Source organism: Shewanella sp. YLB-07, from assembly GCF_009377275.1.
Map to the genome: position 1 here is coordinate 238,638 of NZ_VOQB01000008.1, position 13,252 is coordinate 251,889.

Below are 13,252 nucleotides of genomic sequence, written 5' to 3' on the forward strand. Positions count from 1 at the left end.
GAGCTTTATCAACTTAACTCACTTAATTTCATATATAATCATTTGCCATGAACTGCATACAATTGCAGTAGCCCACATTATTAGAGTAATAAAGCACATGGCAAAAGCACCCGCTAAAAAGAAACCAGCCAAGACCAAAGGTTTTGAAGAAACCCTTTGGGATACCGCTAACCAACTGCGTGGCAGTGTTGAGTCCTCGGAATACAAACACGTAGTCTTAAGCCTTGTGTTCTTAAAGTTCATTAGCGACAAGTTTGAAACGCGCCGTCAGAAGCTGATCGATGATGGCCAAGAAGCTTTTGTTGAGATGAAAGAGTTCTACCAACAAGACAACATCTTCTTTTTGTCAGAAGAGGCGCGTTGGTCCTTTGTTAAAGCGCGTGCCAAGCAAGATGATATTGCGATCATTATCGATACTGCTCTATCGACCATCGAAAAGACCAACCCTAGTCTGAAAGATGCTTTGCCAGATAACTATTTCTCGCGCCAAGGTCTAGAAGTTAAAAAGCTCGCGTCACTAATCGACACCATCGAGAACATTGACACGCTGGCGAATGAATGCGACATGAGTGAAGAAGACTTAGTCGGGCGTGTTTACGAATACTTCTTGGGTAAGTTTGCAGCAACCGAAGGCAAAGGCGGTGGTGAGTTCTATACGCCAAAGTCACTGGTAACGCTACTAGCTGAAATGCTAGAACCCTTCCAAGGTAAAATTTATGACCCAGCTTGTGGCTCTGGCGGTATGTTTGTTCAATCTTTAAAGTTTATTAAAGAGCATGAAGGGCGCACCAAAGATATTGCTATATATGGACAGGAGCTTACCTCTACCACCTATAAACTGGCGAAGATGAACTTAGCCATTCGTGGTTTATCAGGTAATTTGGGTGAACGTGCAGCGGATACCTTTTTTGCCGATCAGCACAAAGACTTAAAAGCCGATTACATCATGGCGAACCCGCCGTTTAACCTTAAAGGTTGGCGTAATGATGCCGAGCTAACCGATGATCCTCGTTTTGCTGGCTACCGAACGCCGCCAACGGGCAATGCAAACTACGCATGGATTTTGCACATGCTATCTAAGTTAAGCGAAACAGGCACTGCGGGTTTTATCTTGGCGAACGGTTCAATGAGCTCAAATACCTCGGGTGAAGGTGAGATCCGCCAGCAGCTTATCGAGAACGATCGTGTCGAATGCATGATTGCCCTGCCGGGTCAGTTGTTCTACACCACGCAAATTCCTGTGTGTATCTGGTTTATCACCAAAGATAAAACAGAGAACAAAACTAAAGGTTACCGCAACCGCGAAAAAGAGACTCTGTTCATTGATGCTCGTGAAATGGGCACCATGATTAGCCGCACCAATAAAGAGCTAACCAAAGATGATATCGCACTGATTGCCGATACCTACCATGCATGGCGTAGTGATGAAGCTGAGCTAAAAGCGCGTATTGAACGCGGTGACGGTAAAGTAGATAAGTACGAGGATAAAGCAGGCTTTAGTATATCAGCCACTAGTGCAGACATTAATGCGCACGATTTTGTATTAACGCCAGGGCGTTATGTTGGAGCAGCCGATGTAGAAGACGATGGCATTCCATTTGAAACCAAGATGCGTGAGCTTGCACAAACCCTATACAGCCAAATGAATCAGTCTCAAGAGCTAGATAACACTATTCGCCACAATTTGGAGGTATTGGGTTATGGGGAGTAATTGGAAAAATATTCCCTTAGGAAATCTTATTACTCTTCAAAGGGGGCATGATCTTCCGTCACAGGACCGAACCGAAGGCAGTGTTCCTATTATGGGGTCATCTGGACTTACTGGATGGCATAACCAAGTTAAGATGTCGGGCCCGGGTGTTGTTGTTGGCAGAAGTGGCAATTCTATGGGAGTGGTCAGTTATAGTGAAAGTGACTTTTGGCCACTAAACACATGTTTATATGTAACTGATTTTAAAGGTAATGATGTTAGGTATATATACTACCTTTTGCAACAGGTTAACTTTGATCAATTTAATTCAGGTAGTGCTCAGAAATCGCTAAACCGTAATGCTGTTTACCCATTTGAGGTATATGCTACTGAAGAGAAGGAAGAACAGCGGGCGATAGCCAAGCTACTTTCTGAATTTGAAAAAAAAATCACCCTAAACAACCAAATCAATCAAACTCTAGAACAGATGGCGCAAACACTATTCAAATCTTGGTTTGTCGATTTCGACCCCGTTCGTCAGAATATGTGCAATAAAGAGCAAGTCAAAATGAATGGCGAGCAGCCGAAAGGGATGAATGCTCCATTTCTTTCAAAAGAAGTTGCCTCGCTTTTCCCAGAAAAGCTCGTTGAGTCTGAGTTGGGTTTGATTCCTGATGGCTGGAAAGTTGGCACACTTAGTGATGTTGCTGAGTATTGTTCAGCTCGAACCACTATCGATACCGTTACTCTGGAAAACTATATCTCCACTGAGAATATGCTCGCAGACAAAAAAGGGGTAACTGCCGCATCGAAGCTACCTATAGCTAAGACGATTTCAGCATACAAAACTGGAGATATTCTAGTTTCGAATATTCGTCCTTACTTTAAAAAGATTTGGCTAGCAGAGGGGGACGGTGGGCGTTCAAATGATGTCCTTGGATTTGAATCCTGTACACCAAACACCGATTCGTATCTCATGAATTTTCTCTACCAAGATATGTTCTTTGAATACATGATGAGAACTTCTAAAGGCGCAAAAATGCCACGAGGCGATAAAACCGCAATCATGAATTGGGATATGGCTGTACCACCTGTAGAACTGCGTCAGGCATTCTCTGCTATCGTAGATCCATTCTACGATTTAATTCCTCAGAATCACGCGAAAAATAAAACACTTAAATCACTACGTGACACCTTACTTCCTAAGTTATTAAGTGGTGAGGTAGAGCTTTAGAATGAAATATGAAGACTATTTTTCATTGTTTTTGAGTATTGAAGACGAACTTACTAAGTTCCTGTCTGTAATAGATTACTCAGACAAGCACCAGAATATCTACTCTCATAAATTAGTTCTGTTATTGCTACAGGCTTGCCCAGTAATCGAGTCATACTTGGTGAAAATGGCGACAAGTTCGTCCAGTATGAAGCAATCCGAGCTTTGGGAGTGTGAAATCAAATCCAAAATTTGGGACAAAAAAAAGAGTAATAAACCAGACTTAAAAGTTGACGAAGATGGTAATCGCTTTGTTGGTAATTTCCCCAAATTTTCATGCGTTAATTCTGAGTTGTTTGCTCTTCCTAAAAAAGAGATCGTTTTTTATCACTCAGCTAATTTTCAGGAAAAAAGTCAAGGCAGCCACACGAACTATTATCCATTTAAGTCGTTAAAAAAAATGCTGCCGCATAGTCATCCTGATTATCGCATCGATAGGACTAGATATCCCAAGGGGTATGAAACTCCAGTGTGGTGGACTGCTTACAATAAAGTCAAACACGACTTTGATTTGGCTAAGAAATCGCATGTCAATTATACAAATGTAATTGAAGCTATAGCTGCGCTTTTTTGCGTGCTGGCTCATTGCGATGCTAATTTAGACTCCCTTACTAGAGAAGGGTTTTACAGGGATGGAGTTGTAAGAACTAAATTCTTTGAAACTAGTATCGGCAATGGGCATTCTAACTCGCTTTTGGGCGAAATTGAGCTAGCAGTTGATGAGGTAAGCCAGTAATGAATGTACATCCTGACTATTTGAAACTAAAGGCGTACCTAGCTGAACTGTTTGAGTATGTATCAAAATATATACCTGATGAGGGTGGTATTTTGGATTCAAAATTTAAATCACAATGCAAAAGTATGCCTTACCAATCTTTATTGGAGCTAGAGCTTGCCAACTATCTAATTGCTCTAGGTTTGGATATCAGCTCAAAAGATAATGGCCCTGATTTCTGTGTTAAAAAACATAAAGGTGATGGCGTCATCTGGCTAGAAGCGATATGCCCACAAAGTGGCAATGACGTTCCTAATTCTGATGTTCGTCAGAGTAAGGCTGATAGTGGCGTTACGATGATCTCTGCACCTTTAAGAGATGAAGATTTCGAGCGACGGCTCACTTCTGCGCTCTCGCAGAAATCAGAACAATACAAAGGCTATCTTCAGTCTGAGCTTGTTAAGTCGTGTGATGATTGTGTAATCGTGATTTCTACAGATGAAATTGATACAAGTCACCTTCCATTGGTAGGACGGCGTGTTGAATCAGTTTTATTCGATGAATCGCCAGTGGTAGAGATATTTAGCAACGGTTCAGTGCTTAAGAGCAAAATGAACTTACTTTCGAAGTCTGGTTCACCAATCAGCTGTAATTACTTTGCAGATAACCCTCACATAAAAGGCGTTGTCTACAAAGACCGACATGACTTCATTTACTATTCGTCAAGCTGTCGTAATGGAGTGTCGCTTAAAAACTGGCTCTTAAATGCGCAGAAATAAAAGGCAATCCTAACTTGTTTTTAGGCAAATCGACTTAGACTGCCTGCAAGTAGAACAAGCCTAAGCATTGGTGGAGTAACAGAGCCATTTGTCAAATAGTAGCCTTTCCGCTGTGGCTCAATAAACCACACAGGGGGCAACCCATTTCTGTTGTGCTAGGAACGGATACCAAACTATGAGTTTAACGTTTACAGAAGCCAAATTAGAAGAAGCCATCATTGAACTACTTGGTGAGCAGGGCTACCCGCATTTTGTTGGTAGTGACCTTTTTTCACAAGGAAGTGAACGAAGCGATAAAGAACAAGTGCTGATTTTGGATGACTTGCGAAGCTACCTTACTAAGCAATATCAAGGCGATGATATTACTGAGAGCGAAATCGACACCATTGTTCGTATGCTTTCAACCTTGCCTGCCAGTGATTTGTACCACAGTAATAAAACCTTCTGCCAATGGTTGAGCAATGGCTTTCTGTTTAAGCGTGAAGACCGCTCGAAGAAAGATCTCTACATCGAGCTGATTGATACCGGACATTTGGCACAAGCATTACGCTTGATGTTTGTCCCGCTGCTAGAGAATAAATCCAGAACATCGCTAGTAGATAACCAAGTCGCAGAAAGCAAGGTTAGCGACTTAGAGCAGACTGACAACAACATCTACAAAATCGTCAATCAATTAGAGATTGAGGGTGTTGATGAACAGGTCAGAATCCCTGATGGCATCCTCTACGTAAATGGTCTGCCGCTGGTAATCTTTGAGTTCAAAAGCGCAGTGCGAGAGAAAGATGCCACAATCTTTGACGCTTGGAAGCAAATCTGTAAACGTTATCGCCGTGATATCCCTAAGCTGTTCGTCTATAACACCATGTGCATCATCAGTGATGGTGTGAACAACAAAATGGGAAACCTGTTTGCACCCTACGAGTTCTACTACGCATGGCGTAAGGTCACAGGCAACGAGTCTACTGAAAAAGACGGTATCAATTCTCTCTACACCATGATCGCAGGCTTGTTTAATCAAACTCGTTTGCTTGATGTGGTGAAGAACTTTGTTTTCTTTCCTGATATCTCTAAGAAAGAGATCAAAATAAGTTGCCGTTACCCTCAGTACTACGCCGCACGTAAGCTTTACTACAACATCGACAAAGAGCGTAAGCCACACGGTAGTGGTAAGGGCGGAACCTATTTCGGGGCTACAGGTTGTGGTAAGAGTTTTACCATGCAGTTCCTATCGCGCCTTTTGATGAAAAGCATCGATTTTGAAAGCCCAACCATTGTGCTTATTACCGACCGTAACGACCTAGATGACCAGCTTTCCAAGCAATTCTGTAATGCCTCTGATTACATTGGTGATGAGATGGTGGTGCCAGTGACGAGTCGCCAAGACCTAAGAGACAAGCTGCAAGGCATCAAAAGTGGTGGTGTATTCCTAACAACTATTCATAAGTTCACCGAAGATATCGAACTGCTCTCAGAGCGAACCAACATTATTTGTATCTCAGACGAAGCCCACCGCTCACAGGTCAACCTTGATAAGAAAGTGGTCATCAAATACCAAGATGGCGTAGCGGTTGACGTGAAAGAGACTTATGGCTTTGCTAAATACTTGCATGACTCACTACCTAATGCCACCTACGTCGGTTTTACGGGGACACCAATTGACGCGACCCTTGATGTGTTTGGTGACGCAGTGGATAGCTACACCATGACTGAATCAGTCAATGATGAAATCACGGTTCGTATTGTATATGAAGGGCGAGCGGCTAAGGTCATTCTTGATAGCAGCAAGCTCGAAGAGGTAGAAAAATACTACCAAGCTTGCGCGGAAGCAGGCACCAATGAACATCAAATAGAAGAGAGCAAAAAAGCGTCTGCCAATATGAACGCCATTCTAGGTGACCCGGACCGTCTTGAAGCCTTAGCGAAAGACTTTGTTGAACATTACGAAGGGCGCGTAAAGGAAGGAGCTACTATTAAAGGCAAGGCAATGTTTGTCTGCGCCAGTCGTGAGATTGCGTTTGATTTCTATAAGCAAGTCAAAATATTAAAGCCAGAATGGTTTGAGGAAAAGCTTGCCATTGACGGGGTTGAGCTGACTGAAAAAGAAAAGGAAGAGCTAAAGCCACTTGCTATGATGCAAATGGTGATGACTCGTGGTAAAGATGATGATGCTGAACAATACAATTTGATTGGCACTAAAGATTATCGTAAAGAGCTTGATAAGCAATTTAAGAATTCGAAGTCTAACTTTAAAGTCGCCATAGTAGTGGATATGTGGTTAACAGGGTTTGATGTGCCAGAGCTTGATACCATCTATATCGATAAACCACTGCAAAAACACAATCTGATTCAAACCATCTCTCGTGTTAACCGTAAGTTTGAAGGTAAAGCGAAAGGGTTAGTTGTCGATTACATTGGCATTAAATCACGCATGAACCAAGCGCTAGCAATGTATTCAAAGACTGATGAAACTAACTTTGAAGATGTGCGGTTATCAGTCGTTGAGGTGAAGAACCATCTTGATTTGCTTGGGCAGATGTTCCATAAGTTTGATACATCAGGTTACTACACTGGAGAGCCGTGCAAGCAACTGGAATGCCTCAATCAGTCAGCAGAATACATTCTTCAAACTAAGAAAGGCGAAACCCGTTTTATGGGCTTAGTGAGTCGCCTGAAAGCTGCCTATGATGTCTGTTGTGGTAGTGAACTGTTATCACAGCAAGAGCGTGACCAAATCCATTTCTACATTGCCGTTCGTTCTATCATCTTCAAATTAACCAAAGGTGATGCCCCTGATACGGCGCAAATGAATAAGCGTGTGCGTGAGCTGGTGGCTGAAGCACTACGAGCTGATGGCGTAGAAGAGATTTTTACCATTGGTGATGAGCAAGCCGAAGCTATCGATATCTTTGATGAAGATTACTTGGCACGTATCAATAAGATTAAGTTACCAAACACTAAGATTCAGCTACTGCAAAAGTTGCTAGAAAAGGCGATAAGCGATTTTAAAAAAGTAAACCAACTGCAAGGTATTAACTTTTCAAAGCGTTTCCAATCGCTGGTGGAGCAATATAACGAGCGCCGTGAAGATGACGTGTTGAACGGCGAAGAGTTCGATACCTTCACACAAGAGATGACTGACATCATCTTTGATATTGCAAAAGAGATGGGATCATTTGAAGACTTAGGTATCAACTTAGAAGAAAAGGCATTCCTTGATATCTTGAAGCACATGCGTAAGAAATACGATTTCACCTACGATGATGACAAGCTGTTAGAACTCGCCAAAGAGATGAAAACCACGGTAGACAATGTAGCTCAATACCCAGACTGGGCAGGGCGTGATGACATTAAAGCCAAGTTGAAAGTGGACTTGATTTTGCTGCTGCACAAATACGGGTTTCCACCAGTCGCAAATGATGACGTGTACAAAGGCGTGCTAGAGCAGGCTGTGAATTATAAGAAGAATAATTAGGGAAATAGTTGGCATGGAGTCTGAAGTTCGCACTATTAGCGATGCTATTGTTCAATTAAACAAAGATGGCTACTACGAAAAAGATTTTAAACATTTTGTAGAGATTGAAGGGGAGCTGTACCCAGCTAAGACCCTCTATAGCCTTATACATAATGTGCATCATAAAGAATGCCACACTTCAGATGCAGCCAAATATTTTAGAAAAGAGGGCTATAAGTTGGTGAACAAAGATCCGCTAAGTCGGTTACCTACTATTTGGAAGGTTTCACATGGCACAGGAGAAATCTCCGATGACTACTCACGTTGGCTTGATGAAAACCATTACATTACAGTTCACCGAGATACTGCAAAAAGCCAAGGGGAAATATTTTCTGATAAAGTTCAGGTTGGCGATATAGTCAGCCTTTATCGAAGTGGGTACGTAAAAGCTCTGGTAAGGGTGACAAACCATATAGTACCCGATGATAGCTCCCCATTAGGGCTGGAGTGGCAGTTACGTAAGTATGAAGTCATTAATGAACTGCCTAAGTTAAAAAAATACACAGGGGTGAAGAAAGGCTGGTCGCCTAGCTACAACAATACTATTGGTGAGTTGTATCAGGAAAAGACAGAGCTAGCTTTATTTGAAGGCAACATATTGCAACCCTATTACGGCATGAGCTTAGATGATTTGTTCGCTCGTTCAGGGCCCTCTATTAAAGGAAATTCAATGGGAAATTTAGTGTCTCACCAAAATATCACGTCGCCATTGAATCAAATTCTTTACGGCCCACCAGGAACGGGTAAAACTTACCATACCATTGAAGCAGCGGTAAAAGCAGCAGAGCCTGATGAGTATGCTGACCTTGGCATTGAACCTAAGTTGGGCGCGAATGAAGAACAACGTCGATTACTTACTGAAATGTACAGAACGTTGAGTGATGCAGGTCGAATTCGATTTGTGACCTTCCATCAAAGTTATGGCTATGAAGAGTTTGTAGAGGGATTAAAAGCAAACTCGGAAGATGGTGAAATCTCTTACGATGTAGAGAAAGGGATCTTCCGACAAATATGTGATGAAGCTGCTAAGCACACGACTGAAAAGGCAGCATCAAAAGTTCATAACTTTGAGCTATGTTGGCAAGCTTTCGTAGAACAGTTAGCTGAACAGGACAGCCTTGAAATTACAATGTCTCAAACGTCTTTTCATGTCGTGGACTTTAACGCAAAACGCATTTTCTTTGAGAAAAGTAATGGCAAAAAAGACCATACCCTCAGTATAAAAACATTGAAGGATATCTTTGAAGGCTCGCGAGAATACACCTCCGGACTTGGTGTTTACTACAACCCGCTAGTTCGTTACTTGAAGGGGCTGGTGGCAACTGAACAGCAACCAGCGACAAAACGTCAAAACTATGTGTTAATTATCGACGAAATAAATCGAGGCAACATATCTAAGATATTTGGTGAATTAATTACTCTGATTGAACCATCAAAACGAAAAGGTGCTGATGAGGAGCTGGAGCTTCAGCTTTCATTATCTCGTCCAGACGATAAGCTCTCTGCTCCTGATAAATTTTCTGTCCCCGATAACCTTTACCTTATCGGCACGATGAACACTGCAGATCGTTCTTTAGCGATGATGGATACTGCACTACGCCGTCGTTTCGATTTCGTCGAAATGATGCCCAGAGCAGATTTGTTTAGCGTGTATCATATTAAATGGCAAGAACAGCAGATCAATTTACAATCCTTACTTGAATCACTAAACAAACGAATCGAAGTGTTATATGACCGTGAACACACTCTCGGGCATGCATTCTTATTTCCAGCCTACAATGCGGCAAAGGCTGGTAAGCACGAGCTTGCATTTACCCATCTAAAACAGGCTTTTAAGAATAAAATAATTCCTCTCCTTGAAGAGTACTTCTACGAAGACTGGAACAAGATACGCTTGGTTCTTGGTGATAGTTTAAAAATAGGTGATAACGAGAGCCTACGACTTCTTGAGGTTCAGAAGGAGTCATATACAGAGCTGTTTGGTGGTGAGCACGGCTTAGAGCTTTATGAGGACTGTAAAACTACTTATCAAATGAAGCCGTTTGATTGTAAAGATTCTATATGGGATAAAGTCGAAGCCTATATTGGTATTTATTCCGCTAAAAGCGTGAAGGGCGAAGTCGTTGAGGGCTAAGAAAGAAATCACCCTATTTGAATTTGATTGTTTAGTCAGTGATGACAATGCAGCCAGATCAGGTTATGACTCATCTGATTATTCGCATATTCAGGTGGTCTCAAATAAAGCTTATGAGTACCTAAAATCCCTTTGTTTAAGTGATGAGAGTGAAAGTAAGCTGTTGCAGCTACGTCGTCGCCGTAATATGGAAGTCCTGCAAGTCCAAAACTACGCAGGGGTGATATTTACACCGGATAGAACCCAAATTGAAGTACTACCTAAAGTTGGTAAGGGTTTTAAAGGGGAGGGGGCAGACAATAGTGAAAGTGCTTATGAAAAGGCCCGAAAATCATTATTAGTTATGTTGAGAGCCTTAAAAGGCTTTTCTCATATTCAAACCTCAAGCGCGAATATTGCTAGCCAGAAAATGCCACTGTTGGAAGTGTTTATTAGCCAGTTTTTAAAATCGGTTAATGTACTAGTGAAGCGGGGCTTGAGGAGTGATTATGTTCGCAGGGAAGATAACCTAGCTTTCTTGAAGGGGAAGCTCAATGTAGGTAAGCAGGTTAAGCGTAATTACATCAACAAACACAAATTCTACTGTGAATATGATGAGTTCCTCCTTGATCGCCCTGCTAATCGTTTACTTCACTCGGCTCTATTAAAAGTAAAAACCATCAGTCGCACTGCCGTCAATCAAAAACTACTCCAAGAACTTGAGTTTGTCTTCAATGAAGTCCCTCAAAGCAGTGATTACAAGTCAGATTTTACCAAAGTGAAGCTCGATAGAGGGATGAGCTACTATCAAGTACCACTTGCGTGGTGCAAGCTGATATTAGAGGGCTTATCTCCACAAAGCATGAAAGGTGATTCACACGCAGTTTCTTTGCTATTTCCTATGGAGAAGGTGTTTGAAGACTACGTTGCTAAAGTATTAAAAGAGCAGCTAGCGGTGACACACCCTGAGCTTACCATTAGTTCACAAGTTACTGGTGAGTATCTAGCTAGTTATGATGGTCGAGATAAGTTTAGCTTGCGACCAGATTTGGTAGTTAAACAAGGGAAGAGTAATCAAATTGTACTCGATACCAAATGGAAACTTCTCGATACCAAGTTAAGTAATTCGAATATCTCTCAATCAGATATTTATCAATTGTTTGCCTATGCGAAAAAATATCTGGCAGACACCAATGCTGGAAAGGATGTGGTATTGATCTATCCAAGCCAAGATAACTTTAATGAACCATTATTGAGTCCATTTAAGTTGGGGGATAGACATAGGTTGTGGGTTGTTCCGTTTGAAATTATTAATACAGACGATACTGTAGGGATTAGGTGGCCTTGTATGGCAAAGGAAAGTAATACCGTATCTATCCGCATCAAAGCTATAGAATAAGCTAACTACATTGCTGGCGGCTTCATCTAAGCCTCTGTCAACAATTAAGGGGATAAGGAAGGGTATTTAAAATTACTTCTTTATTTAACCACTTTAAATCAATAAATTAAAAATTTTGTGCAGCATGATGTAAAAAAACTGATTATTATAATAGGTATTATCCTGATGTAGCGGACGGTAGCTTGCCTGTCATGGGAGTTAGTTACGGTACCGAGTATGCGAGCAAATTATGTGTATAGCAGCCAGTTGCTTGAAGCTTCTTATGCTTAATGATGTGCCTAAACTATGGAGCTGTAATAGCCTCAGAGCGTATCCCCGATGATTAATGAATTAAGGTATAGACATGGATGAATTAGATCAACAACCATTTAGCGATGCAGAATTCGCGGAAAATCCCGAACAGCGTTGCCCAGTAATTTTGCTGCTGGACACCTCTTATTCAATGAGTGGTGCGCCGATCTCTGAGTTGAACGAAGGTTTGGCGACTTTGCGTCAGGAACTGATGAATGATCCTATGGCTGCAAAGCGCGTGGAACTCGCGGTAGTCACTTTCGGGCCCGTGGAAGTCAAGTCCGACTTTGCTACAGTGGATCACTTCTATCCCGAAACGCTGGTGGCTGACAATGCAACGCCGATGGGCGAGGCGATTGTGGCCGGACTAGATTTGCTCAGTCAGCGGAAGGGCCGTTACCGAGATAATGGCGTGAAATATTATCGTCCATGGGTGTTCTTGATTACCGATGGCGCCCCTACTGACCGTTGGGAAGAGGCTAAACTGCGCGTTCACCAAGGCGAGGCACGAAAGGAATTCATGTTTTACGCCGTTGGTGTGGAGCAAGCAGATATGGCGGTGCTTGGTCAAATCGCCACCCGTCAACCACTCAAACTGAAAGGGCTGGCTTTTAAGGAGCTGTTCCAATGGTTATCTAATTCGCTTAGCGCCGTATCGCAGTCCAATCCAGGTGATTCAATTCCTCTCGAAAATCCGACCGCACCAGATGGTTGGGCGGTAGCAGGGTGACACCATGACTTGGCGGTGGGCGTCGGCGTCCGTAATCGGAACGTCCCACATTCAAAATGGCGGTAGACTAGAGGATGCCTACGTCATTTTGGAATTGGGCAATGGTTGCATTATAGCAATTGTGTCGGATGGTGCTGGTAGTGCCAGATTTGGCGCGTATGGCGCATGGCTAACCTGTCGTTTCCTTTCAGTTAGATTGCGTGAATGGTTTCATAAAAATTCCGAGTTGCCGAGCGATCAAGACTTGGTGAATTGGATTGATGAGCTTCGGAACAAGATTTCGGCAATAGCAATGCGTCGTGAAACCATTTCTCGGCAGTTTGCTGCGACATTGGCGGCAATTATTGTTACACCAGATGAAGTGGTCACGCTGCACATTGGCGATAGTGCTGTTGTCGGGAGGAAAGGTCGTGAATGGGACGTGATTTGCTGGCCTGAGAATGGTGAGTATGCGTCCAGCACCTACTTTGTCACCGATGAGCCCCAACCGCGTCTGAACATCACTAGGTTCTTGCCCATATACAATGCATTCGCTTTATTCTCTGACGGTGTAGGTGATCTGGCGTTGTCACAGCATGAACATGCTGCGCATCCCCGATTTTTTGATCCGATGATTCGTCCGGTTGATGCTGCATCGGGTGAGGGGCGCCTTGTCGAGCTTTCTGGGAAGTTAGCCACCTTCCTTGCCAGTCCATCGGTTTGCGAACGCACCGACGATGATAAGACGATAATCCTTATTTCCGGGGAATAG

9 protein-coding genes are annotated in these 13,252 nt (G+C 42.7%); all 9 read left to right on the plus strand.

From position 1 onward, the window contains the following. Positions 1-97 precede the first annotated feature (97 nt). Positions 98-1,711 carry a type I restriction-modification system subunit M gene (locus tag FS373_RS18610; RefSeq protein ID WP_152830210.1) on the plus strand — a complete coding sequence of 538 codons (1,614 nt, stop codon included), beginning with the start codon at positions 98-100 and terminating at the stop codon, positions 1,709-1,711. Further along, a complete protein-coding gene (locus tag FS373_RS18615) occupies positions 1,701-2,924 on the plus strand; it encodes a restriction endonuclease subunit S (RefSeq protein ID WP_152830212.1) in 1,224 nt (407 codons plus the stop codon). Before FS373_RS18610 ends, FS373_RS18615 begins: the two co-directional genes overlap by 11 nt. 1 nt (position 2,925) lies before the next feature. After that, a complete protein-coding gene (locus tag FS373_RS18620) occupies positions 2,926-3,699 on the plus strand; it encodes a hypothetical protein (RefSeq protein ID WP_152830214.1) in 774 nt (257 codons plus the stop codon). Beyond that, complete coding sequence (locus FS373_RS18625; protein ID WP_152830216.1) at positions 3,699-4,457, plus strand: hypothetical protein; 759 nt, start codon at positions 3,699-3,701, stop codon at positions 4,455-4,457. The genes FS373_RS18620 and FS373_RS18625 overlap by 1 nt, the downstream gene beginning before the upstream one ends. Before the next feature lie 175 nt (positions 4,458-4,632). After that, entirely contained in the window at positions 4,633-7,929 is a 3,297-nt protein-coding gene (locus tag FS373_RS18630) for a type I restriction endonuclease subunit R (RefSeq protein WP_152830218.1), read from the plus strand. 13 nt (positions 7,930-7,942) lie between these two features. Continuing rightward, positions 7,943-10,102 carry an McrB family protein gene (locus FS373_RS18635; protein ID WP_227992984.1) on the plus strand — a complete coding sequence of 720 codons (2,160 nt, stop codon included), beginning with the start codon at positions 7,943-7,945 and terminating at the stop codon, positions 10,100-10,102. Further along, a complete protein-coding gene (locus FS373_RS18640) occupies positions 10,092-11,480 on the plus strand; it encodes an McrC family protein (protein ID WP_152830219.1) in 1,389 nt (462 codons plus the stop codon). Before FS373_RS18635 ends, FS373_RS18640 begins: the two co-directional genes overlap by 11 nt. Before the next feature lie 343 nt (positions 11,481-11,823). Next, positions 11,824-12,501, plus strand: coding sequence for a vWA domain-containing protein (locus FS373_RS18645; protein WP_152830221.1), 678 nt, complete (start codon positions 11,824-11,826; stop codon positions 12,499-12,501). A 4-nt stretch (positions 12,502-12,505) separates the two neighbouring features. Beyond that, positions 12,506-13,252 (plus strand): PP2C family serine/threonine-protein phosphatase, encoded by a 747-nt coding sequence (locus FS373_RS18650; protein ID WP_152830223.1) that lies wholly within the window; start codon positions 12,506-12,508, stop codon positions 13,250-13,252.

Excerpts from the sequence above, each read along its gene's own strand:
- FS373_RS18610 (WP_152830210.1), top strand. The coding sequence starts at position 98 with ATGGCAAAAGCACCCGCTAAAAAGAAACCAGCCAAGACCAAAGGTTTT.
- FS373_RS18615 (WP_152830212.1), top strand. The coding sequence starts at position 1,701 with ATGGGGAGTAATTGGAAAAATATTCCCTTAGGAAATCTTATTACTCTT.
- FS373_RS18620 (WP_152830214.1), top strand. The coding sequence starts at position 2,926 with ATGAAATATGAAGACTATTTTTCATTGTTTTTGAGTATTGAAGACGAA.
- FS373_RS18625 (WP_152830216.1), top strand. The coding sequence starts at position 3,699 with ATGAATGTACATCCTGACTATTTGAAACTAAAGGCGTACCTAGCTGAA.
- FS373_RS18630 (WP_152830218.1), top strand. The coding sequence starts at position 4,633 with ATGAGTTTAACGTTTACAGAAGCCAAATTAGAAGAAGCCATCATTGAA.
- FS373_RS18635 (WP_227992984.1), top strand. The coding sequence starts at position 7,943 with ATGGAGTCTGAAGTTCGCACTATTAGCGATGCTATTGTTCAATTAAAC.
- FS373_RS18645 (WP_152830221.1), top strand. The coding sequence starts at position 11,824 with ATGGATGAATTAGATCAACAACCATTTAGCGATGCAGAATTCGCGGAA.
- FS373_RS18650 (WP_152830223.1), top strand. The coding sequence starts at position 12,506 with ATGACTTGGCGGTGGGCGTCGGCGTCCGTAATCGGAACGTCCCACATT.